General features: G+C 58.8%; 20 protein-coding genes, 1 other RNA gene and 3 pseudogenes. 6 read left to right on the forward strand and 18 right to left on the reverse strand.

What is annotated here, in order from left to right; all coding sequences use genetic code 11:
• Positions 1-69 precede the first annotated feature (69 nt).
• Positions 70-528: a MerR family transcriptional regulator gene (locus OMP38_RS04070; protein WP_090115651.1), complete on the forward strand. Its 459-nt coding sequence runs from the start codon at positions 70-72 to the stop codon at positions 526-528.
• Positions 529-579: 51 nt separating this feature from the next.
• Positions 580-1260 carry a zinc metallopeptidase gene (locus tag OMP38_RS04075; RefSeq protein WP_090115650.1) on the forward strand — a complete coding sequence of 227 codons (681 nt, stop codon included), beginning with the start codon at positions 580-582 and terminating at the stop codon, positions 1258-1260.
• Between the two features lie 85 nt (positions 1261-1345).
• Here the strand turns inward: OMP38_RS04075 and gltC are convergent.
• Both gltC and OMP38_RS04085 read right to left on the reverse strand, forming a co-directional pair.
• Positions 1346-2250, reverse strand: a pseudogene (gene gltC / locus OMP38_RS04080) (glutamate biosynthesis transcriptional regulator GltC).
• A 23-nt stretch (positions 2251-2273) separates the two neighbouring features.
• Complete coding sequence (locus OMP38_RS04085; RefSeq protein WP_277563991.1) at positions 2274-2876, reverse strand: rhomboid family intramembrane serine protease; 603 nt, start codon at positions 2874-2876, stop codon at positions 2274-2276.
• Positions 2877-2982: 106 nt separating this feature from the next.
• Here OMP38_RS04085 and tpx point away from each other — a divergent pair, with 106 nt between their 5' ends.
• Positions 2983-3501 (forward strand): thiol peroxidase, encoded by a 519-nt coding sequence (gene tpx / locus OMP38_RS04090; RefSeq protein WP_277563992.1) that lies wholly within the window; start codon positions 2983-2985, stop codon positions 3499-3501.
• A gap of 100 nt (positions 3502-3601) precedes the next feature.
• Here the strand turns inward: tpx and OMP38_RS04095 are convergent, their stop codons facing one another.
• The 4 genes from OMP38_RS04095 to cshA all read right to left on the reverse strand — a co-directional run bounded on the left by OMP38_RS04095 (position 3602) and on the right by cshA (position 6827).
• Complete coding sequence (locus OMP38_RS04095; protein WP_277563993.1) at positions 3602-3985, reverse strand: DUF1499 domain-containing protein; 384 nt, start codon at positions 3983-3985, stop codon at positions 3602-3604.
• 78 nt (positions 3986-4063) lie between these two features.
• A non-coding RNA gene (gene ssrS, locus OMP38_RS04100) (6S RNA) lies at positions 4064-4246 on the reverse strand.
• A gap of 85 nt (positions 4247-4331) precedes the next feature.
• A complete protein-coding gene (locus OMP38_RS04105; RefSeq protein WP_090115645.1) occupies positions 4332-5090 on the reverse strand; it encodes a YesL family protein in 759 nt (252 codons plus the stop codon).
• A gap of 81 nt (positions 5091-5171) precedes the next feature.
• The gene (cshA, locus tag OMP38_RS04110; protein ID WP_277563994.1) at positions 5172-6827 is read right to left on the reverse strand and encodes a degradosome RNA helicase CshA; all 1656 of its coding nucleotides are present in this window, start codon (positions 6825-6827) and stop codon (positions 5172-5174) included.
• Positions 6828-7345: 518 nt separating this feature from the next.
• Between cshA and OMP38_RS04115 the strand changes: the two are divergent.
• Positions 7346-8573, forward strand: a pseudogene (locus OMP38_RS04115) (putative glycoside hydrolase).
• A gap of 89 nt (positions 8574-8662) precedes the next feature.
• Here OMP38_RS04115 and pfkA read toward each other — a convergent pair.
• The 3 genes from pfkA to OMP38_RS04130 form a co-directional block, all read right to left on the reverse strand.
• On the reverse strand, positions 8663-9631 hold the full coding sequence (pfkA, locus tag OMP38_RS04120; RefSeq protein ID WP_277563995.1) for a 6-phosphofructokinase: 969 nt from the start codon (positions 9629-9631) through the stop codon (positions 8663-8665).
• A 20-nt stretch (positions 9632-9651) separates the two neighbouring features.
• On the reverse strand, positions 9652-10677 hold the full coding sequence (locus tag OMP38_RS04125; RefSeq protein ID WP_277565163.1) for a tetraprenyl-beta-curcumene synthase family protein: 1026 nt from the start codon (positions 10675-10677) through the stop codon (positions 9652-9654).
• 83 nt (positions 10678-10760) lie between these two features.
• Positions 10761-11117, reverse strand: a complete 357-nt coding sequence (locus tag OMP38_RS04130) for a hypothetical protein (protein WP_277563996.1) — start codon at positions 11115-11117, stop codon at positions 10761-10763.
• Between the two features lie 135 nt (positions 11118-11252).
• On the opposite strand from OMP38_RS04130, the gene OMP38_RS04135 reads away from it, so the two are divergent.
• Both OMP38_RS04135 and OMP38_RS04140 read left to right on the forward strand, forming a co-directional pair.
• Positions 11253-12593: a multi antimicrobial extrusion protein MatE gene (locus OMP38_RS04135; RefSeq protein ID WP_277563997.1), complete on the forward strand. Its 1341-nt coding sequence runs from the start codon at positions 11253-11255 to the stop codon at positions 12591-12593.
• Positions 12590-13750: an MFS transporter gene (locus tag OMP38_RS04140; protein ID WP_277563998.1), complete on the forward strand. Its 1161-nt coding sequence runs from the start codon at positions 12590-12592 to the stop codon at positions 13748-13750. Before OMP38_RS04135 ends, OMP38_RS04140 begins: the two co-directional genes overlap by 4 nt.
• A 276-nt stretch (positions 13751-14026) precedes the next feature.
• On the opposite strand, the gene OMP38_RS04145 is transcribed toward OMP38_RS04140, so the two are convergent.
• The 9 genes and pseudogenes from OMP38_RS04145 to hisS form a co-directional block, all read right to left on the reverse strand.
• Positions 14027-14185 (reverse strand): hypothetical protein, encoded by a 159-nt coding sequence (locus tag OMP38_RS04145; protein WP_277563999.1) that lies wholly within the window; start codon positions 14183-14185, stop codon positions 14027-14029.
• Positions 14169-14567 carry an Rpn family recombination-promoting nuclease/putative transposase gene (locus OMP38_RS04150; protein ID WP_277564000.1) on the reverse strand — a complete coding sequence of 133 codons (399 nt, stop codon included), beginning with the start codon at positions 14565-14567 and terminating at the stop codon, positions 14169-14171. The genes OMP38_RS04145 and OMP38_RS04150 overlap by 17 nt, the downstream gene beginning before the upstream one ends.
• 140 nt (positions 14568-14707) lie before the next feature.
• On the reverse strand, positions 14708-16021 hold the full coding sequence (locus OMP38_RS04155) for a hemolysin family protein (protein ID WP_420869586.1): 1314 nt from the start codon (positions 16019-16021) through the stop codon (positions 14708-14710).
• A gap of 312 nt (positions 16022-16333) precedes the next feature.
• Complete coding sequence (locus tag OMP38_RS04160) at positions 16334-17650, reverse strand: replication-associated recombination protein A (protein WP_277564002.1); 1317 nt, start codon at positions 17648-17650, stop codon at positions 16334-16336.
• A 101-nt stretch (positions 17651-17751) separates the two neighbouring features.
• Positions 17752-18795, reverse strand: coding sequence for a CotH kinase family protein (locus OMP38_RS04165; protein ID WP_277564003.1), 1044 nt, complete (start codon positions 18793-18795; stop codon positions 17752-17754).
• 257 nt (positions 18796-19052) lie between these two features.
• Positions 19053-19421 (reverse strand): hypothetical protein, encoded by a 369-nt coding sequence (locus tag OMP38_RS04170; RefSeq protein ID WP_277564004.1) that lies wholly within the window; start codon positions 19419-19421, stop codon positions 19053-19055.
• Between the two features lie 219 nt (positions 19422-19640).
• On the reverse strand, positions 19641-20399 hold the full coding sequence (locus OMP38_RS04175; RefSeq protein WP_277564005.1) for a tRNA threonylcarbamoyladenosine dehydratase: 759 nt from the start codon (positions 20397-20399) through the stop codon (positions 19641-19643).
• A gap of 32 nt (positions 20400-20431) precedes the next feature.
• Complete coding sequence (aspS, locus tag OMP38_RS04180) at positions 20432-22279, reverse strand: aspartate--tRNA ligase (protein ID WP_277565164.1); 1848 nt, start codon at positions 22277-22279, stop codon at positions 20432-20434.
• A 2-nt stretch (positions 22280-22281) separates the two neighbouring features.
• Positions 22282-23563 (reverse strand): annotated as a pseudogene (gene hisS / locus OMP38_RS04185) (histidine--tRNA ligase).
• Positions 23564-23698: the final 135 nt, after the last annotated feature.

A 23698-nucleotide genomic window follows, 5' to 3' on the forward strand; every position in this document is an offset into this window, starting at 1 on the left:
ACGTTTGACTGTACGGTTTGGGATTGGTTATGATAAACCCATAACGATCTTCAGGAAGGGGATAAGCTCATGCGACACGGAGCCGCGGAACCGCCTCGCCATTTGTACCGGATCGGAGAACTGTCCCGATTGTCCGGCGTCAGCCCGCGAACCATCGACTACTATACCGGCCTCGGCCTGCTCTCCGCCACCAAGCGCTCGGACGGCAATTACCGCTTATATAATGATGAAACGCTCGACCGAATCAAACGTATTGAACAATTGAAGGCTCAAAAGTATTCCCTCGAAGAGATCAAGGAGATGTTCACGGCCTTAAGCCGCGTATCGCCCAGCGAACAGGTGAACCGCAAAATTGCCGACCTGTCGAGCCACCTCTCTCAACTGGAGCGGGAAGTGAAGGAGCTCGAACCGGTGCTCGAGCAGTTGAAGCCGGGTCAAGCCAAGCGCCTCTTCAAGACGATCACGCCGCAGACCGCCGCGGTCATCGAAGCGCTTCTTCTTCTTCTGAACAAGGGAAATTTTATGTAGCCTCGGGTCGTACGCTTCAATTCAGAATTTACGCCACGGAGGTCGATGCATATGAACGCCAATTGGATGTACGTCTTGATCATTCCCGCATTTCTTCTGTCTCTGTGGGCGCAGTTCCGCGTCAAAGGCACGTTCAACAAATGGTCCGAAGTCCGCACGTCCACCGGCCTGACCGGCTACGAAGCGGCCCGCCGGATGCTCGACCGCAACGGACTTCACGACGTGCCGATCGAGCCGGTGCAAGGCACGCTCTCGGATCACTACGACCCCGTCCATCGGGTCGTTCGGCTGTCGGAGCCGGTATACTACGAGAGCTCCATCGCCGCCGTATCCGTCGCCTGCCACGAGGTCGGCCATGCCATCCAGCATCAGCAGCATTATCCGGCGCTCGTGCTGCGCCACCGGATGTTTCCGATCGTTCGCTTCGCGTCGGGCCTCGCGCCTTTCCTGTTCATCGCCGGCATCATCTTTGCCGCTACGAACCTGATCGGACTCGGCGTCATCTTCTTCTCCGCCGCGGTCGCCTTCCAGCTGGTGACGCTGCCGGTCGAGTTCAATGCGAGCAACCGGGCGCGCCAGGTGATGGTCGCCGAAGGATTTATCGCAAGAGACGAAGAACGCGGCGTCGGCAAAGTATTGAACGCAGCTGCGCTGACCTACGTGGCGGCAGCGCTCATGTCGCTCCTCGAGCTGATTCGTCTCGTACTGATCTACACGAGCAGCCGCGACTGATCCGCTTGAGCCAAAATGAGTACTTGAATCGCAAAAAGGAAAAGGACCGGGATTGCGCCCGGTCCTTTTCCTTTTGTCTCCAGATTCAAATCGGCTTGTAATGCGCGCTGAAATAATCGACCAAGAAGGCGTGAAACAGCTTGACCACCGCCTGCGGCTTCTCGCCCGAACGTCTGATCAAACCGATCGTTCGCGTGACTTGAGGCTCTCGGACCTTCACGACCGCCGGCATCATCGTCCCCGTCTGATAGAGCGCCATCTCCGGGAGCAAGCTCACGCCCATGCCCGCGGCGACCAATCCGCGTATCGTATCGGTCTCCTCTCCCTCGAAGCCGATCGTCGGCACGAAACCCGCGAGCCGGCAAGCATCCCATACGAGCGGCCGCAGAGAGTATCCGTTGCTGAACAAAACGAACGTATCGTCCTTCAGCTCGGCCAGATGGATCGACTCCTCCCCGGCCAGCGGATGGCTCTGGGGCAAAATCGCATACAAATCCTCCGTCAGAACGACTTCTCCGGTCACCTGCTCGTGCCGCTCGGGGGAACGGCGAGATGAAGGCCAGATCGATCTCTCCTTCCACGACGTCGCGGATGAGGGAAGGATACATGCCTTGCCGGAATCTGAACTTGACGCCGGGGTGCAGCTTGCGGAAGCAGGCGATCACCTGCGGAATGAGCTGCGTACCGAGACTGTGCGGGAACCCCAGCCTGATCTCCCCCCAGCTCCGGATCCATAAACTCGTGGATCTCGTTTACTGCGCGATCCAGGTCCTGCAGCACCCCTTGCACGCGCTTCAGGAACAGCTGCCCGACCGGCGTCAGCTGAACGTTGCGCCCCCGCTGCATGAACAGCCGCACGCCGAGCTCCTCTTCCAACCGGTGAATTTGGCGGCTCACGGCCGACTGCGCCACGTGGAGTTCCTCCGACGCCTTGGTCACATGCTGCAGGCGCGCGACCTGGATAAAGTATTGCAATTGCCTAAGCTCCACGATTAGAGCTCCTTCCCTATGCCTTATCGATTCAAAAACCGGCTGCCCATCAAACCGTACAAAATGAACCCGGCCAGAAGTCCGCCCACGTGCGCCCAATAGCCGATGCCCGGGATGATAAAGGACATCACGAGTCCGACGACGAGAATGCCGAGAATCGTAGACCTGGAACCTTGGTCAAGCGCGTACCTTTGGAAAATGACGATGAATAAGTACGCCCCATACAAGGCGTAAATGGACGTCGAAGCCCCTACCGCGATCCACTCCGGCTTTGAAAGTGCCGCAGCGAACACATTACCGAGTACGCCGGCGATCAAATAAAAAAACGCGTATTTCGCATGTCCGAACAACCGCTCCAAAGGAGCCGCGAAAACGAAAATCGCAAACATGTTCATCGCAAGATGAGCAAGACCGGCATGCAAAAAAAGAGATGTAACGAATCGCCAATTCTGGTCATACCCCGGAACGTTCGTTAGCGCGCCGTATTTAACCAGCGTATCGCTGCGCGTAGGATCGCCGTTGAACAGCATGATGATGAACATGACCAGATTTGCGGCAATGATCGCCGAATTGACGGGATACAATCGCAGATATTGCCTCAAGCTTTCGTAACGGATAAAAATCAAAGGTCATCACTCCTTCGTCTGGCCGCCATTCATCATTGGACAACGGCAATTCCGACATTTATAATGGGTTACGTCAAGTCCATTCGCCGAAGGAGGCCTACTTTTCATGAGTCAAGAACGGAATCAAGCAGCAACTTTCAAAGGCAATCCCATCACGCTGATCGGTCCCGAGCTTCAAGCCGGCGATCAGGCGCCTGACTTTCAATTGAGCAAGAGCCTCGTCGAGGCCGTATCCCTCAAAGATTATGCGGGTAAAATCAAGCTGATCAGCGTCGTCCCCTCCATCGACACAGGCGTATGCGACGCCCAAACGAGAAGATTCAACGAAGAAGCAGCCAAACTTGGCGAACAAGTCCAGGTGCTGACCGTCAGCGCCGATCTTCCGTTCGCTCAGGCCCGCTGGTGCGGCGCTGCAGGCATCGACCGCGTCGTCCTGCTGTCGGACTACAAGGACAACAGCTTCGGCAAGGCCTACGGCGTCCTTATCAAGGAATTCGCCCTCGACATGCGTTCGATCTTCGTGCTGGACGCCAGCGACAAGATCGTATATGTCGAAGTGCTCAAGGAAATGACCGAGCATCCGGACTACGACGCCGCCGTAGCCGCCGTTCGCGCGCTGCTCTAGTCTGCAAGCGCCAATTCGCATACGACATACAGAAGCGAGGCAAGGCCCCAGCCTATACCTCGCTTCTTCGAGTTGCGTCTCGATCTATATTTGAAAAACCTCAATTTTTGTAATTGGATAGCTTCTTGTCCAGGACGCCGTAAATCTCCTGGATCACGCGGTAGTTGGCGCCGAGATCGCCAAGCGATCCTCGGGAAGCGGAATAAATGTCCACGGCGGAGTTGCCTGGGCCCGTGCCTACGATCTGAATGGTAATGTCCATCGTGCGTCCGGCCATCGTTCGCTTTTCAAGCACAAGCTCTCCGATATTCGGCACCTCGTGCAGCACCTTATAGCCCTGCATTTTCTTCAGGACGGAAGCGACTTCCTCGAACGCCCTGTCCTTCGACAATCGGTAGTAATGGGATTTCAGCTTCGGATCCTTCGCCTTGTCGCCAGTGTGTTCTTGGCTGCGTATTAATCCGACGAGTACTCTCTTCAGCAAATTCCACTCTCTCCCTCCGGGTGACCTGCGCTAAAGCTAATCATACCATGCCCGTCCCGGGGTTTAAAGCCAAATAACGGAAAACCCGCCTTTGCCGTCCGACGCGCTTGTTTCTGAACCCGCTCTCGCAGGTGGGTGCCCGCAGCGCTGCATGCTGACTACCCCTTTCGGGGGCGTGTCATCCGCAGGGCGATGTTGAGCTCCCTAGGAAACAGCATTGGTTCAAAACATGTGTCGCCGTAACGTGCAAGGCAGGATTGATACCCATTATATACAGGCCGCCGAGAAAAGTAAACGTCAACACGCCTGTTGGGTTCATTAACCAATTGGGACCGCTCTTCCGGAGCTAAACCTTGGGCATGTCCTCGTCACGGGTAGGCGATTCCTCGATCGGAAGCGGATCCTCTTCTTTGTTCGCCATCGCCTGCATCTTCTGAATGGTCAGATAAAAGTTGTAAAAGGCGAAAACGGCGATGAGGCTACCCATGAAAAACGGAATTAAAAACGTGTACTTGAAGCTGATAAAAACGATGACAGCGCTGCCGACCGCCGTGGAAAGCGATCTCAGCGGCTTGCCGATCGTCAGGACGACGGCATTCTTGAGCAGTTGAACCGTCTTCATGTGGAAATGCGACAGCAGCGAGAAAAATTGGAACAACGAAACGAGAAGAAGCACCATCAGCGCGAGGAACAGGATCGACAACACGCCAAGATTTTCGAATTTTTTCAAATACACCTGATAGTCGACGATCAGGATCACGAACAGCAGCGAATACAGCACCCCGCCCAGCATCGCCTGCAGATAATTCTGCTTGTAGCTGCGGAAAAAGGTCTTAAGCAGCGGAACGTCCGTGTCTCCCATCACCCATTTGCGGGCGACGGAAAACATGGCCGATGTCGACGGAAACCAGGTGAAAGGCATCAGCACGGCCATCGGAATGAGCATGGCGACCAGCTCGTCCGTTGTAGACGCTCTCAAGACGCCGAAAACGAGGAAGAACCATACCGGCAGCGAGGTCAGCACCCATAGCACATTGGTAACGGACAGGCGCATGATCCATTCGGAAATCTTGTAAAACCCGCCCATCATGCCGCGCATTTCCATGAGACACGCCTCCTGATATACGGCAAGGTGCGCATGCGGATCGCACCGCCCGCGCACCTTGCCCTTCAAATAAATCGGGTGTTAGATATTAACGAAATCCTCGCTCCGGCTGCCGCGCGAATCTTCGCGGCGTCCGCCGCCTTGACGGCCGCCGTCGCGGAAGCTGTCCTCGCGCCGGGAATCGCCGCTGTAAGGCTTGCGGTTGCCGTAGCTGCTGCTGCCGCCGCCGCTGCGGCCGCCTTGGCCGCCGCTATAACCGCCGCCGCTGCCGCCTCTATAGCCACCGCCGCTGCTGCTGCCGCCTCTGTAGCCGCCGCCGCTTTGTCCGCCGCTGCCATAACCGCTGCGACGTTGACCGCCGTAACCGCCGCCGCTTCCGCCGCGATCGCCGAATTTGCGCTTCTTCGAGCGAATCGGATCTTCAGGCGTGAGCTCAACGGCCACGTCGTTCTTGTCTCCGGCGAGGAGCTTGATGGCCGCGGACAGCAATTCGACGGAATCGTGACGCTCGAGCAATTCGGTCGCGATGCCCTTGAAGGAATCGAGGTCCGCGTCCTCCGCGCTCACGGCTTCGATGAGCCGGTCGGCGATGACGCGCTGCTTGCCTTCTACCGCCTCGGCGACGGTCGGCAGCGCCTTCTTCGCGATGCGGAAGCGCGTAACGCGCTCGATGAAATGCAGGTGCTCCATTTCGCGATACGTTACGAACGACCAAGACGTGCCTTCCTTGCCCGCGCGGCCGGTACGGCCGATACGGTGCGTATAGCTCTCCGGATCCTGCGGCAAGTCGAAGTTAATGACGTGCGTGACGCCGGAAACGTCGAGACCGCGCGCCGCGACGTCCGTCGCGACCAGAACGGCGATGCTGCCGTCGCGGAACTTGCGCATAACCGCGTCGCGCTGGTTCTGCGACAGGTCGCCATGCAGGCCGTCTGCGGCGTATCCGCGCTTCATGAGCGCTTCGGACAGCTCGGCTACGCGGCGCTTCGTGCGTCCGAATACGATCGCGAGCTCCGGCGGTTCCATGTCGAGCAAGCGGCACAGCGCGTCGAACTTCATGCGCTCTTGTACTTCGACATAAAATTGCTGGATGGAGCTGGCCGTCGTAGACGTCTTCGGAATAACCGAGATATGTTCGGGCGTGCGAAGGAACTGCTGGGCCAGTCTCTGAATGTTGGCAGGCATCGTGGCGGAGAAGAGCAGCGTCTGGCGCTCGGCCGGTACAAGGCTCAGAATCGATTGGATGTCTTCCATAAAGCCCATGTCGAGCATTTCGTCGGCTTCGTCAAGAACGACTGTCTGAACGTCCTCCAGCTTGATCGTCTTGCGGTTGATATGGTCAAGCAAACGGCCCGGCGTGCCGATAATAATCTGTGGTTTGCGTCTCAGGCCGCGAATCTGGCGTCCGATATCTTGGCCGCCGTAGATCGCGAGGGAACGAAGTCCCTTGAATCGGCCGAGTTTTTCGATCTCTTCGGCCACCTGAATAGCGAGTTCGCGCGTCGGCGTCATGACCAACGTCACGATGCGGTCTTCGGTAGCTTGGATCTTGCTGACCAGCGGAATGCCGAAGGCGGCCGTCTTGCCCGTCCCCGTCTGCGCCTGGCCGATCATGTCGCGGCCGCTGAGGGCTACAGGGATCGCCTGGCTCTGAATCGGCGTAGCGTCTTCGTATCCGAGCTGGGAAATTGCTTGCAGGACATCACTTTCCAAACCAAAATCCGTAAATTTACTCAAATTAGTTTCATACTCCTTCTGTTATGGGGCCATCAACTAACGGTGCCGGTCCATCAACTAACGGCTCTGCCAAAAAAATATACAGATCATTATAACACAAAACGGCCTTCAAACTCCAGCTATCGGCCCTGAGGGTCAAGCGCTCCGGCAGGCCGTCCTTTTGCAAGCGCTACAATTGCTCCGACCTCCGACCTAAGCGATCCGCGGAAGGAGGAACGAGATCTTTATTTTAACGCGAATTCCCGATCCCAAACAGGCAGGCGACGTGGCAAAATTAGCCGCCGGCCCCGCAGCTATACGATGCGCGACGGAAGCATACCATTAGATCATACCACTATATGCAGGCGATGGCGAACCGTTGACACAATCATCCAGCCCCAATCTTAGGCCCGCCTCGTATCTAGTTCCGCAGTCCTCTTCGCGAAAGGATAATATTCTACAAAATACCTCTGTATCCACTGTTTGAACTCGTTTATAATCGGGTTACAGTTGGGAAGAGCAAGCGGGGAGAGAGTGAAATGAATGTATTGTTGACGCTGATGCTGCTTCTCCAATCGGCATGGGGACAACCGCAGCAAAAGCCGGAAAGCGGAAACATCTTGGGCCATTTGTGGCAAGTGGCATGGAGCAATTTGGAAAAATCGCAGGCAAGCGGGGGCTCCGTCGCATCGCCGACGCCTAAACCTTCGCCGACGCCCGCGAACGGCGGCTCAAGCGGAGGAAAAGCGGACGTACCGCATACGGATCCGCAGCCCGACGCACCCAAGGTAAAAGGCGTGTACGTCACTGCCTATAGCGCAGGAGGCGAACGAATGTCGACCTTGCTCGACCTGCTCGACAAAACGGCGTTGAACGCCATGGTGATCGATATCAAGGACGACCTCGGCTACATCACGTACAAGACCGACAATCCGGAACTGCAGAAGCTCGGTACGCCGATGCGGTTCATCAAGGATATCGGCGCCCTGATGGATACGCTCAAGAAACACGAGGTGTATCCGATCGCCCGGATCGTCGTTTTCAAAGATTCGGTGCTGGCGAAAAAGCATCCCGAGCTGTCGTTCGTCACGGCGAACGGGACCGTGTGGCAAAACGGAAAAAAGGACAGCTTCGTCAATCCGTACCGAAAAGAAGTGTGGGACTACAATATCGCCGTCGCAAAGGAAGCGGCCAAGCTCGGCTTCAAGGAGATCCAGTTCGACTACGTGCGGTTCCCCGAAGGCTTCGAGAAAAAGGCGGACAGCCTCAAGTTCACGAAAACGGACGAATCCCGCACGGATGTGGTATCCGGCTTCGTGAAATACGCCAAGGAACAACTCGAACCGCTTGGCGTTCGCGTATCGGTCGATATCTTCGGGTATGCCGCCTCCGTGCCCGCCGCAGAGGGCATCGGCCAGGACTTCGGCAAGATCTCGTCGAACGTCGACGTCATCAGCCCGATGATCTACCCGAGCCACTACAGCACCGGCTGGTTCAAGCAGAAGGATCCGGACAAAGCGCCGTACGCCACGATCAAAGGCGCGATGGTCGATACGAACAAAAAAGCTTGCGCCCCTCGCGGACGCCAAGCCCGTCATTCGCCCCTGGATCCAGGACTTCACGGCCAGCTGGCTTGGCAGCGGGCATTACATCAAATACGGCGCGACGGAAGTGCAGGCTCAGATCAAAGCGCTGCATGACAGCGGCGTAGACGAGTACCTCCTGTGGAATGCGACCAACCGCTATACGTCAGGGGTTCAATATTAGCCCTATCGCACCGCAAGTTTACAGCCATTTTAATCTCAAAGACCCTCTTGGCCGCGCCCGGCCGAGAGGGTCTTTTCTTGAGATTCGGTTTATTGAGCGAGACGGATCGCCAAATTGTACAGATCCATATCGAACGACTTTTTGGTGGAAACGACGGTATCGATATCGGTCGTCACGAGCTGGCCCTTGACGATGCCGCATGCCTTGGCCGAATCGCCCGCTTCGAGCCGCTCGACGGCAAAGTCTCCGAGCCGGCTGGCGAGGATCCGGTCGTTATGCGTCGGAGAGCCGCCGCGCTGAATATGGCCGAGCACCGTCACGCGAGGCTCGATGCCGCTGTGCTCGGTAATCTGGCGCGCGATCTCGTCGCCGCCGCACACGCCCTCGGCCACGATGACGATACTGTGGCGCTTGCCGTTCTGGAAGTTCTCGCGCATGCGCTGCGAAATCTCGCGAATATCGAACGGCACCTCCGGCACGAGGATCGATTCGGCGCCGCTGGCAAGTCCGGCATAGAGGGCGATGTCGCCGCAGTGACGGCCCATGACCTCGACGACCGACGAGCGCTCGTGCGAGGTCATCGTATCGCGCAGCTTGTTGATCGCGTCGACGACGATGCTGGTCGCCGTGTCGAAGCCGATCGTGAAGTCGGTGAACGGAATGTCGTTGTCGATCGTGCCGGGCAGGCCCATCGTCTTGATGCCCAGCTTGCTCAGCTTGTTGGCGCCTTGGTAGGAGCCGTCGCCGCCGATGACGACCAGGCCGTCGATCCCGTGCTTGCGCAGCACGTCGGCACCTCGCTGCTGGCCTTCGGGCGTCAGGAATTCCTTGCAGCGCGCGGTCTGCAAGATCGTGCCGCCGCGCTGGATAATGTCGCCGACGCTGCGCAGGTCCATCTGGCGCAGGTCTTCGTTCAAGAGACCTTGGTATCCGCGCTGAACGCCGTACACTTCAAGTCCCCGGAACAGCGCGCTGCGGACGACGGCCCGAACGGCCGCGTTCATCCCCTGAGAATCTCCACCGCTCGTTAATACTGCGATTTTTTGAACTGCTCCCATCGTCTTCTTCCCCTTTGCTGTTACATCGCTTTGCGTATGAGATGGCTGTTGAGCCAGAAAAACAACCGCGTCCAAGGACTGCCCTTCATCAACTGCTTCGCCGTCTGCCGCACGCGGCGCTGTCCCTTGACCTTCGGATCGGACAAATACAGCGCGACCAGCCCTTCCACGATCATCCGGTGAAAACCGGACGCCGGCAAGCGGTCGGCCGAGGCGCGCGCGCTCCTGACCATGCGCAGCAGCCGCTCGTTCAATTGCTGCTGATCGTCGTAATAGCTGCAAAAATTGAGATCGCCGCCCTGCTCGTCCTCGGCTTGGTCGATGAGATAATCGAGCAGGATATGGAGGCCGTTGATCGAGGGAAAGTAGCTCTCCGCGATCTCGCGGCCCATGCCCGGCGACGGTTCGTCTTCGCTCGCGGCGAGGAAAAGCATGAACATCCCGAGCGTGGAGCCGGTGGCGGCGGCGAATTCGTTCCAGAGAAGACCGGGATGGCGGTTCGAATGAAGCTCCCACCACGACAGCAGCGCCTGCTCCCTACGGTCGTGCGCGATATGCTTGTACACCTGCAAGTCCCCGTACAAGGAGACGAGCTCACTCACATGCGCCTGTACCGAGCCGTAAGCCGGCAGCGACGCCGTGCATTCCTGGCAGCGCGCGACCAGCGCGGCCAGATAGCCGCCGTCGTCCTGTTCCTGCCGCAGCGCGTAATAATTGCGGATCGACGCCCCGGGCGTCACGGCGTCCAGCATGCTCTCGTGAAGCAGCCTGAAGTCCGCCGGGTCGAGCGAAGTGCTCCTGTCGCATAAATTGTCCAAGTAATCGCTAATCGTCTGCAGCGCTACGATGAGAGGTATGAGCACGTCCCTCTTGCCGAGATTCGCCGCCGCGTATACGGCACCTCCCTGACAGTGAAACTTCTTGGACGCGATGCTGGCGAGCGCCTGCTTGCGTAGCTCGGGGTCGGGTATGGCGTTCGCCCGGTCCTTCCATCCGTCCAACGCGACTTTCACTTCGGGCAAAATGTACCTATAAACGCGGACCATCAGCGAGATCGGGCCGCGCGGAGAAGTCCGCGCCAGCCATCGTTCATCCCTCACGCGGTACCTCCATGCATCCTCGCGGTCCGTTAACCGTGCCGCTTGATGTTTTCTTCTTCAAGATCCTGCTGCGTGCGATACCAGATCTGCAAGTCGTGAATAACGCTCGCCGCCTCGGCGATCTCTTCATTGAGCGCGCAGCAGCGGACGAAGTCCACTTCTTCGAACAATTCGGCGAGCAGACGCCGAATCTCGGCTTCGCGCGCCAAGATCGCATCCGGTATGCGCCCCCGGATCAACTCCCAACGCTCGACGACGCCAGCCCGCTTAAGAGCGTTCATCTCTTCCCACGGCACGCCGAAGCGGGGCAGCGGGATACCGAGCCGGCCGTCCAGCGCGAACTGGCCTTCCAACCATGCATCGTATGCCGACACTTGAATCACCACATTCAGCCTGCCTTGCATCATTTAATAATTTATCATTTCGCATGGGGTAAATCCAGTGAAAAAGTATTGAAAACGGCCCGCTTGCCCGCTAACACTGCTATAATATCCGAGTAGCTTGAATGGGAGATGACCTTGTTGCCTGAACATCCTGACCGCGTATCGCTCCGGACGCTCTTTTTATTTTTCATTCCGCTCGGCGTTTCCGCCGTGTTGATCAATTTATCGCACGTCATCATCAACGGCACGCTCGCCAGAGCCGCCGACCCCGAGCTGGTCATCGCCGGTTACGCGACGGCCATGAGCTTGCTGACGGTCAGCGAACGCCCCGCCGTGCTATTCCGCGAGACCTGCTCCGCCCTCGTGCGCGACCGCGTATCATATCGGGCGATTCTGAAGGTCGCCTTTATCGTCTTCGGCGCTTCGCTCGTTTTCGGCGCGATGATCGGCTATACGCCGGTCGGTACGCTCGTGTTCGCAGGCGCCTACGGCGCCGAGCCCGAAGTCGCCGACGCGGCGGTTGGGGTTTACCACGTCCTGATGTTCCTCAGCATCTTCTCCGGCATTCGCTGCCTGTACCAAGGGGTTATCATCTATAAAATGAGAACGCGCTGGCTGACCATCGGCATGGTGTTCCGTCTCGGCGGCATGTTCCTGATGGCGCAGTACATTTTGCATATCGGGGTCAGCAGCTCCACGCAGGGCGCCGTCATCTTCGTGTTCGGCATGATGATCGAAGCGTTCGTCAGCTGGCTCGAGGGCAGGAATCTGGCACGCCGGTTGCCGCCCGAATCGCCCGAATGCGAAGTTCGGAGTCCCCGGCAGATTTTGCGATTTTACAATCCGCTTCTCTTCTCCTCCTTCATCGTCGTCTGGGTACCGCCCATCTTGAACGCCTTGCTGGGCAATACTGACCGCGGCACGCTGTCGATCTCATCGTTCGCCGTCGCCGGCAGCCTGACCAATCTGTGTCTGGGCTTCTTTACTTACTTCCACCAGATCGCGCTCCAGTTCTATCGAACCGATCCGGGACAGGTCAAGCGGTTCGTAATGCTCATCGGCTTTACGCCGGCCGTTCTGCTATCCGCGTTCGCATTCACCCCTGCGGGCGAATGGATGCTGACGCATCTGCTCGGCGTGGACGGCAGACTGCTCGCCGAGAGCATGATCGCGCTGCGCGGATTCATTCCCTTCGTGCTGATTTTCCCGTGGCTCGACACGTTGAACGGCATCATCCTGTCCAAAGGCCAGACGAAGCTGATGTTCGGTTCCCAGACGGGCAACGCCGTCGTGACGACGGCGCTTATCATCGTGCTGACGGTATCGCTGCCCGGCTGGACAGGCATACTCGGCGCACTCGCCCAATCGGGCGGCATGATCGCCGAGCTCGGACTGCTTTATTGGTTGTTCAGACGCGCCATGAAAACCGAAAGTTTAGATACGCTAGCGGCTTTGCCGGGAGAGGATACAACCAGATGAAACGACCGAACTTCTTTTCTTCCCAACTCACCGTCCTGCGCAGCCTTCACTTTTTCAACTACGCGACGCAGACGCTTATCGCGACGTTTTTCCCTTTGTATTTCTACGATCTCGGGTTCACGAAGCTGCAGATCGGCGCCGTCTACTCGGTCGGTCCCATGATGTCGATTTTCGCCAACCTGCTGGCCGGCATCGTCAGCGACAAGACCCAGGGCCTGCGCCGCGTGCTGAACCTGATCTTCCTCGGTCAGATCGTCGCGCTCGCTCTCTTGCTGCCGCAGAAGGAATTCGTGCATATCTCGCTGATCATGGCGCTCATGTACCTGTTCCAGACGCCGGTTAACGCCATGATGGACAGCATGTCATTGCTCGCGGCGAGCACGATGAACCGCAGCTTCGCTTCGATCCGCATGTTCGGATCGCTCGGCTTTGCCGTTTGCTCGCTCGTATTCGGCTTCGTTCTTAAGCAGACCGGCTCCGACTGGACGCTATGGCTAGCCCTTGGCACCGTGTGCGGGTCACTTCTCATCTCGCTAGGCCTCGCGGATTTTCAATCCAAAGTCGGCAAATTCCGATTCGGCGGTTTGGTCGATATTATCAAGCGCGGGGACACCTTGATGTTCTTCTTGCTCGTCGCGTTCGTGTCGATCGCTCACCGGATGAACGAAGGCTTCCTCGGCGTGGCGATGCGCGATCTAGGAGCGAGCGACGACTTGATCGGGTACGCCTGGCTCGCGTCGGCCGCAAGCGAGATCCCCGTATTCTTTTTGCTGGCACGCTACGGCAACCGCTTCAAGGAGATCCCCCTGCTCGCAATCGCAAGTCTGCTGTATGCGGTAAGGCTTGCGCTCATTAGCGTCATTCACGAGCCGGCGGGCTTCATCGCCGTGCAGGCGATGCACAGCGTGACCTTCGGCATCTACTACATCACGGCTCTCCGTTATATGCAGTCCATCGTCAGCGATGCCTACCGGTCGTCCGGCCAGGCGCTGTTCAGCGTCGTGTGGACCGGGATCGCGGGACTTATCGCCGGCACGGTCGGAGGCGCGTTGTTCGACGCTTATGGCCTGGCCACCGTGTTCCGGACGGGTGCCGTCTCCGCCTTGATCGCGGCTGCGGGATTCATGATCGTGCATTTGCGGAAACCGGGAGAATAGGACCGCATTAGACAAATAAATAGATGTACGGAACAAGCCGCCCCTCACTGAGGGAGCGGCTTATTCGTTGGTATTTTGTATCAATAACCTATCTTCTTAATGAAGTGAAATTGAAAGATGTGGCGTTCGAGCTATGTTCACGTCGCGAAATACAGATAGCAAATGGCGGCCTAGGGGGGCTTTATTTTCCTGGAATGATGGCCGTTTGGTCTTCCTTTACTCAAATAACGTCCCTTCGGCCCGCTTCAATTGCCCAAATGATCAAATATCTACGCTTTAATCGGCACCGTTAAGCTGATCAACCTCTGCAAGGGGCAAATCCAGCATGTTCGCTACGGATTCCGGCGTCATTCCTTTGCTCAGCAGCTTGCGGACGACTTCCCGGCGTTCCTCCTGCTTCCATCTTTCTTTGCCCCGCTCAAAGATCGGATTCATTACGAGTCGAGTCCGCAGTAAAGACTGCGATGGGTATAATTCGTTTGTGCGTTTTGCGATAACGTTCGTAAAGGCGGCTAAAGTAAATAAACATTCTCTCCGCGAAACGATCGTCCCGATAAGATTGAGGCTCAAAATGAATCAGAACGCAAAATGCCTCTTCAACAAGCTGCGCTTCAAGAAGTAAGTCGAGCGTACGAGCGTCCTGACCAACGATATCTACCAGCTGCTCTTGCATCAAAAGTTTTGCTTTCGAATAATCGATTGTCTGATGAACCGCTGGAAAAAACAAGGCTATGAACTCTTCGAAAAACGTCTGCAGCAATTTTTTAAACGCTTCGTCATGCGGCGTCAACGAAGCAACTCGCGATTGTTCAGCCATCCTGATCCCCTTCCCCTTTCTAAACTGAGACTTTACGCAAAAAAAAGCCGCCCGTACCCTCATGGGGTGCGAACGGCGCATGCTTTGCGACCAACTTATCGATTATAAGTTTGAGGTTCGATTACCTTTAATAAACCCATTTAACCCGACGCCTGCAGCGGCGAATGGCCTTCATACGCCTCGGGACGAATGATCGAGATGCGCGATACCCGAAGGTTGTCGATCTCGGTCACGACAAAGCGATAACCGGAGTCGAGCTCTATCGTCTGGTACTTGCGCGGCGGAATCTCGATCTGGGAGTACATCCATCCGCCGATCGTATCGTAGTCGTCCGACGGAATATCAAGGCCGAACTCCGCGTTGATCTCGTCGATCAGGACGAGGCCGCTAACCGAATAGGTGTATTCGTCCACCCGCTCCATCTCGGGACGCTCTTCGTCGAATTCATCCTGAATCTCGCCCACCAGCTCTTCCATAATGTCCTCAAGCGTGACGAGACCTGACGTACCGCCATATTCGTCGATAAGAATCGCGATCTGGGTTTTGCGCTTCTGCATCATCTTGAGGAGCGTGCTGATCGGCATGCTCTCCGGCACCGTCGTCATCGGACGGACCAGCTCGCGGATATCGTGCACGGCGTTGTCCGGCAGCTTAAGCAGGTCCTTGATATGAATAAAACCGATAATATCGTCCTTGTCGTCGTCGCAAAGCGGATAGCGGGTATGCATCTCCTTGAGCGCGACAGACTTGTTCGCCTCGAACGGATGGTTCGCGTACAAGCACACCATCTCCGTACGGGGAATCATGATCTCCCGTGCGTTCGTATCCGCAAAGTCGAAAATATTGTCCATCAGCGCGAGCTCGGTCTTGTCGATGAGGCCGCTCTCGTGACTTTCCTTCATGAGAATGCGAATCTCTTCTTCCGTATGCGCGGAAGAAGATTCCGATGCAGGCGCGATGCCGAACAAGCGGAGCAGACCGCCCGCCATGCCGTTAAGCAGCCAAATGAACGGATTCATGACACGCGCGAAAAAAATGAGCGGTCCTGCGGCCCAAAGCGTAATTTTCTCCGCCTGGCGGATCGCCAGCGTCTTGGGCGCAAGCTCGCCGAGCACGATATGAAGCACGGTAATCAGCGTAAACGCGATGACGAAGGAGATCGGATGGATCCAGGATTCGGGCAGTCCTGCCGCACCGAATATCGGCTCGATCACGTCGGCGATCGCCGGTTCGCCGATCCAGCCGAGACCGAGGGAGGCCAAGGTGATGCCGAGCTGGCACGCGGACAGATATGCGTCCAGATGTGAGGTCAGATGCGAAGCGAAGCGCGCGCGGGCGTTCCCCTCCTGCACGAGCGTATCGATGCGGGAGCCGCGGACCTTGACCATCGCGAACTCGGCCGCGACGAAAAAGCCGTTCAGAAACACCAAAACGAGGATTAAGATTAAATTCACCGCAACCGGAAAAGGGTCACCTTCCAAATTGTCCCTGCCCCCCTGACGGAGAACAGGTGCACCTCCTTTAAATTCAAAAAACGAAAAACAACGGCTTAACGTTCGGATTAATATTCTAAGCTTAGTCGATGTTCGGTCGCCGCGTCAAACGCAGCTTCGGGCCGAAAACGGGAGAAGAAGCGGTCCGTCCGGCCTTGAATCCGCTCCTATGCGGCATGAATGCCCCTTAAAGGCCTCATATCCCGAATCCCGGCCGTTTGGAAGCGGTTCAGGCTTGTCGGCTTGTCCGAATTGGCGCGACGGCAATCGATTTTAGGTACGCTCCGCCTTCTTTCTGCGCATTTGGTTCGTACGGATCCGCTCCTCCATCCCCTGCTCGGTCGCTTCGTAAAACGTTTTGTTTTTCAGCTTATCGGGCAAATATTGCTGCTCCACGTAGTGGCCCGGAAAATCGTGCGGATACTTGTAGCCGACGTGCCCGAGCTTCTTGGCCCCGCCGTAATGGCCGTCGCGCAGATGCATCGGCACCTCGGCCGACTTGGTCTGCTCGAACGAGGCTTCGATCTTGCCGATCGTCACCGCGATCGCATTGGACTTCGGGCTCTCGACCGCGAACAGGATCGCTTGGGCGACGATGTACTTCGATTCGGGCCAGCCGATCCGGTGATACGCCTCCATCGCGCTGACCGCCTGCACCATCGCCTGCGGGTTGGCCAGCCCAATATCCTCGCTGCACGCGACAGTCAGTCGACGCAGAAACGTCATCGGATCCATGCCGAGCCGCTCGACCGCGTACAAAAACCAATAAAGCGCAGCGTCGCTGGACCCGCGCACGCTCTTGTGAAAAGCCGAGAGCACGTCGTACTGCGTCGATTCGTCCGCCTGGATCGTCGGCTGGCGAATCGACTCCTCCGCCACCTCGAGCGTCACGCGGACGGAGCCGTCAGGCTCGGAGGGCGTCGTAACAGCCGCCAGCTCGAGCGCCGTCAGCGCGCGCCGGATATCGCCGTTCGCCATCGACGCGATATGATCCAACGCCTCCTCGTCGACGTGAAGCTTCATAAATCCGAGTCCTTTGACCGGATCGGCGATCGCCCGCCGCATGGCCTCCAGCGAGTGCGCCTTCGTCAGCGCCTCCAGCCGGAACAATGTCGAACGGGATAACAAGGCGCCGTTGACCGAATGATACGGATTTTCCGTGGTCGCCCCGATGAACACGATGATGCCTTTCTCGACGGCGGGCAGCAGGGCATCCTGCCGCGCGCTGTTGAATCGATGCACCTCGTCCAAGAACAGGATTGTCTTTCGGCCGTACATGCTCTTGTTGCGCTCCGCCTGTTCGATGACCTCTCGCACGTCCTTGACGGAAGCATCCACCGCGTTGAGCCGGACGAAGTCGCCTTCCGTGCGCTTCGAGATGATATGCGCGAGCGTCGTCTTCCCCGACCCCGGCGGACCGAACAGCAAAATCGACGCGACCGCGTCTCCTTCGATCGCTCTGCGCAGCAGCTTGCCCGGTCCCACGATATGTTCCTGTCCGATATATTCGTCGAGCGACTCCGGCCGCATCCGGTCGGCCAACAGCCTTGCGGTCGGTCGCTTTTCCTCTCCGTAGCTGAACAAATCCATCGTATTCCCGCCTTTCACCGTCCCTTTATTTTACCAGACGGGAGGCGTTACCGGAAGCGCCAGGGGAACTGGCGTTCTTGCATCCGCAATGAACGAACGAGCTACAGAAGCTTCATATCTCGGAGCAGCACGGCGCGCCTGTCGCGAATGTACTGCCGGATCGTCTTCAACTCGTCGAAAAATCCCGCATAAGCGCCGCGCGCAACCCGCTCCGCGCGAATGTACGGAGCGATCTCCCGATGCAGCTTTTCGGCGCGAGGCATGATCGAACGCTCCGTGAAGACGGTCCCGAGCAAGGTCCGAAGCAAATTTTTATAACGCTTCTTAAAAGGCTTATGGACCAGCAGTTTTCGCGTCAGCGAATTGTAGCCGCCGATCTCCACCAGGTCGGCGCCTACGGATTTGCCGAAGCAATTGCGTCCCCAGGTCCCTTCGTAATCCCACGGCGCCATCGACCAACGGCCTGTCGCCCGGTTCCTGTAGATCGCGTAATTCTGGTCGAAGCCGTCGTAATTGCCCGTGAGGACGGCGCCGCTCAGCCAGCGCAAATAATTGTCGATATCGAGTCGGGCCGCCAGATAGGCCGCCGTCTCCGCAAGCGGTCTCCGCCGGTGAAGGCCGGCGATAAATCCGCGCAGCCGTTCCCGCTCGCCGCGTCCGCCGAAGCGGTACTCGTAGCCGTCCAGCAGAGACGCTCGCGGAGACGCCCTGAAGTCCGCACGGTCGTTGACCGCATAGAACAGGCTCGAAGCGCGCAGTCCCCTTTTCCGGAAAAAATCGGCGTCCACCGACTCGATCTCCAAATACACCCCGAGCGGCGCGCCGTTGAGCGCTAGGAGCACGTGGCGGGCCGAAGGGCTGGGCAATCCGATGCGATCCAAAAACCAAAAGGACAACGCGTTGCGGATCATCGACGGATCGTCTAACTCGGCATTGTAGTGGCGCGTCCCTTCGGACGAGACGACCTCGAACGAACGCTTCGGATACGCGCGCGTATGTCCTCCCCTGTATCGGACGCTGACGGTCGCGGCGCCTGCGCGCCAGCCTTCCATCGCGGCGGGAACGAAGCGTCCGTTCCACAGGTTGTTCTCCATCTCGGCCAAATGACGGTCCGAGACGCGCAGCATTCTGACGGGTAAGGGCACGAGCCTCGCCTCCGCTCCGGGCCGCTCGCCCTGTTGAATTATGGATAGCCTATTCGGGCGGCGGGCGAACGTGACGGTTCGCCATTGGGTTGCGCATTTTCTGACGAAAAGGAAAACCGCCATCGAAAGATGGCGGCTTGCGGCAGCTCCGAGACGATCACGCTAAAATGCGTTAACGGTTTTTATGGCCGCGTTTCGCGGAAGCCGTTCTTGCGGAGCGGTGCGAATGCGAGCCCGAATACGAGCGATGCGCTCCGTCAGGGCCGGATCCGGGTCCGCCGAGGCCCCCGAGCGAACCAAGCCCGGATTCCGCTCCCCCAGCCGAGGTCGCCTTCAAGGCCGCCTAGACCGCCTAGACCGCCAAGGCTCCCAATGCCGCCAAGGCCGCCCCCGATCGGATCGATCGGCTCGGGACGGACAGGTGCCGCGCCAGAGCCGGAATGATGATGGCTCCGGTGGCTTCGGTGGCTTCCGTGGCTGTGGTGGCTGTGGTGGTCATCGCGATGCTTGCGGTGCGGCTTGCAGCCGCACTTTTTAGGGTGCTTGCGATGCTTTTTGGGATGCGGCTTGCTGCTGCCGGATGCGAGCAGTACGCTTTTGCCGCTTGCGGACGATTGCTTGCTCATGACTCTACACCTCCATACGACAAGGATGATCCAGTGTATGAAGGACAACTGCGGAGTGACAGGGACAATGGCACAATTTGGGCGCGAGCCGGAAAATTGGGTCTGCCGTGTCGCAAATTCCCGCCGAAAAGCGCAAAAGCCTTCTGCGGAAGCGCCAATCAGCGGCATCCGGAGAAGACTTTTGGCTTATACGCGCAGGGGTTACTGGCATACGTGCGTTTACTCTTTTTTTCGACCGGCCTCTACCAGCTCGCGGAAGACGACGCTCACCATGATGAGCCCCGCGACCGGCGGCACGAAGGCGTTGCTGGAAGGCGGCTGCTGCGCTTTGCGGATCTCCTTCGGCGCCGTGTCCGGCACGATGCGCTGGGTCACGTCTTCGCGCGGCTTGATCGGATCCTCCGTGGAGAAGACGACCTTGACGCCTTTCTTAATGCCCTCTTTGCGCAGCTTGGTCCGTATGACGCGGGCAATCGGATCGACCGAAGTCTTGGAGATGTCCGCGACCTGAAACCGGCTCGGATCCGTCTTGTTCGCCGCGCCCATGCTCGAGATGACCGGAATGCGGCGCTCGAGGCATTGCTTGATCAGATGAATCTTGTAAGAGATCGTATCGGAAGCGTCGACCACGTAGTCGAGCGGAAACTTGAACAGCTCCTCGTACGTCTCCTCCGTGTAAAACATCTTCAGCGCGATCGCATCGCATTCCGGGTTGATCAGCTTGATGCGGTCGCGCATCAGTTCGGCCTTCGGCTGGCCGACGGTCGTCGTGAGCGCGTGGATCTGCCGGTTGACGTTGGTGATGTCCACGACGTCCTTGTCGATCAGGATGATGCGCCCGATGCCCGACCGGGCGAGCGCCTCGGCGGCGATGCCGCCGACGCCTCCGATCCCGAGCACGGCTACCGTGCTCCCCTTAAGCGTCTCGAGTCCCTCGGGTCCGATGGCTAGCTCCGTGCGCGAGAACTGGTGCAGCATAGGATCGCTCCTCCCTTAACCTTAAGATCCGGTTATTCCTTGGCGGCAGCCGGCTCTTCGCCGCCGGCTTCGGACTCGGACTGCTCGGCCGGCGCGGCTGCCTTCGCTTGGGCGGCGAGGGCTTTGGCCGAAAGGCGAATGTGCAGGTCCTCGAGCTGCTTGTGCTCGACGCCCGAAGGCGCGTCCGTCAGCAGATCCGTCGCGCTCGCCGTCTTCGGGAAGGCGATCGTCTCGCGCAGGTTCGTGCGGCCGGTCAGCAGCATGATCAGGCGGTCGAGGCCGAACGCGATGCCGCCGTGCGGCGGCGTGCCGTAGTCGAACGCGTCGAGGAAGAAGCCGAAGCGTTCCTTCGCTTCTTCGAGCGTGAAGCCAAGCGCCGAGAACATCTTCTCTTGCACTTCGCGGCGGTAAATCCGCATCGAGCCGCCGCCGACTTCATAGCCGTTAAGAACGATATCGTACGCCTGCGCGCGGATCGCGCCCGGATCGGTATCGAACAACGCGACGTCCTCGTCGCGCGGACGGGTGAACGGATGATGCTCGGCGACGAAGCGCTTGCCCTCTTCGTCCCAGCCGAGAAGCGGAAAGTCGACGACCCACAGGAACTTGAACTTCTTGTTGTCGATCAGGCCGAGATCGCGGCCGACCTTCAGGCGCAGGTTGCCCATGACGTCGGCGGCCGTCTTCAGCTTGTCGGCGGAGAAGCAGAGCAGGTCGCCGTCTTCGACGCCCAGACGCTCGGTCAGCGCGGCTATTTCTTCAGGCTTGAAGAACTTGACGATCGGCCCCTTCCATTCGCCGTCCTTGACCGTGATCCAGGCGATGCCCTTGCCGCCGTAGCGGGCGGCGAACGGCTGCAGGTCGTCGAGCTCCTTGCGGCTCCAGCTCGCGCAGCCCTTGGCGTTAAGCGCCTTGACCACGCCGCCGCCGGCAGCGACCGAAGCGAATACTTTGACTTCGCTCGTCTTGACGATATCGGTGACGTCCTCGATCTCGAGCCCGAAGCGCAGGTCCGGCTTGTCCGAGCCGTACTTGTGGATGGCGTCCTGATAGGTGAGACGCTGGAAAGGCGTCTCGATCTCGGCGCCGATCGTCTCGCGGAACAGGCGCGCCATCAGCTCTTCCATCATGCCGAGCAGTTGGTCCTGGGACAGGAACGACGTCTCGATGTCGACCTGCGTGAACTCCGGCTGGCGGTCTGCGCGAAGATCTTCGTCGCGGAAGCAGCGGGCGACCTGGTAGTAGCGTTCGATGCCGCCGATCATGAGCAGCTGCTTGAACAGCTGCGGCGACTGCGGCAGGGCGAAAAATTCGCCCGGATGCACGCGGCTCGGCACGAGATAGTCGCGCGCGCCTTCCGGCGTGCTCAGCGTCAGGATCGGCGTCTCGACATCGAGGAAGCCGTTCTCGTCGAGGAAGTCGCGGAATACCTTGGTCGCCTTGGAGCGCAGGTACAGCGTACGCTGCATCTCCGGACGGCGCAGGTCGAGGTAGCGATACTTCAGTCGCAGCGACTCGTCAACCTCGACGCCGTCCTCGATCGGGAACGGCGGCGTCTTGGCGCTGTTCATGATCTCGACTTCGGTCACTTGCACTTCGATCTCGCCGGTCGCGAGGTTCGCGTTCACCGTCTCGGGATCGCGTTCGACGACTTTGCCTTTCACCGCGAGCACGTATTCGTTGCGCGCGCGTCCGCCGAGCTCGAGCGCGTCGCCGGAAAATTCGGGATTGAATACGATCTGCACGATCCCGCTGCGGTCGCGGAGGTCGATGAACAGAATGCCCCCGAAGTCGCGCCAGCCTTGTACCCACCCGTTCAGTACGACGGACTGTCCCACGTGTTCTTTCGTCAGCTTGCCTGCGTCAAATGTTTTAAGCATCGTCATTGCGCTAACCCCTCTTCGTCTTGTTGGTTCCATTCGCGTACCGCTTCGGCCAGATTGGCGAGCGGCACTTGCCGCTGCTCCTGCGTTCTTAGGTTTTTCAGCCCGACCTCGCCGCGCTCGAGCTCGTCGTCGCCGATGACGGCCGCATATCGCGCGCCGATGCGGTCGGCCGCCTTGAACAGCGTCTTCGTCTTGCGACCCTGGTAGTCCTTGTCGACCGACAGGCCGGCTTCGCGCAGCCGGTAGAGCAGGCCAGGCGTCTCCCGCTCCGCGCGCTCGCCGAGCGCGATCACGAACACGTCGACGGCCGGCCCGAAGTCCGGCTTCGCGTTCTGGCTCTCGAGCAGCATGACGGTGCGCTCGAGTCCGAGGCCAAGGCCGACGCCCGGACGGTCTTCGCCGCCGATCTGCGAGACGAGGCCGTTGTAGCGCCCGCCGCCCCCGATCGTGTCGATCGCGCCGATGCCCTGCGCCTTGTACTCGAACGCCGTGTGCGTGTAGTAGTCCAGCCCGCGCACGAGCCGCGGATTGACGCGATACGGGACGCCCATATCGTCCAGGTACCGCCGCACGAGCGCGAAGTGCGCGCTGCAAGCCTCGTCAAGGCTGTCAAGGATCGATGGCGCGCCTTCGAACTTGTCCTGGTCCACCTTGCAGTCGAGCACGCGCAGGGGGGTTGCGCTCCATGCGCGACTGGCAGTCCTTGCACAGCGTGTCCTTGATCGGACGGAGGAAGCCGAGCAGCGTCTCCCGGTACGCCGCGCGCACCTCGGGCGTGCCGACGGAATTGATGTCGACCGTCACGCCGGTCAGGCCCACTTCCTTATAAAAGGAATAGCCGAGCGCCACGACCTCGGCGTCGAGCGCCGGATCCTCGGATCCGATCGCCTCCACCCCGAACTGGTGGAACTGACGGTAGCGGCCTGCTTGCGCACGCTCGTACCGGAACATCGGTCCGATGTAGTACAGCTTGGACAGCTCGGGCTCTCCGTACAGCTTGTTTTCGACATAGGCGCGGACGACGCCCGCGGTGCCTTCCGGACGCAGCGTCATGCTGCGGTCGCCCTTGTCGACGAACGTATACATTTCCTTCTCGACGATGTCCGTCGTCTCGCCCACGCCGCGCTGGAACAGCTCGGTCGCCTCGAATACGGGCGTGCGGATCTCCCTGAACCTGTACTTTCTGGCGACTTCCCTCGCGGTCCGCTCGACGTATTGCCACAGCTCGGACGCGCCCGGCAGGAAGTCCTGCGTGCCCGGCGGCTTTTGGAATGCCATTGCTGCACCACCCTCTCGAATTCGTCAAAAAAAGCTCTCGTCCCGGACGGCGCATCGCTGCGCCATCCGGGACGAGAGCTCCTATATGCTCCCGCGGTACCACCCGTCGTTCGAACGCGCTCTTCCGCAAGGGAC

Origin of the sequence: Cohnella ginsengisoli (assembly GCF_029525555.1) — a bacterium.
In the GTDB taxonomy this organism is placed as follows: domain Bacteria; phylum Bacillota; class Bacilli; order Paenibacillales; family Paenibacillaceae; genus Cohnella; species Cohnella ginsengisoli.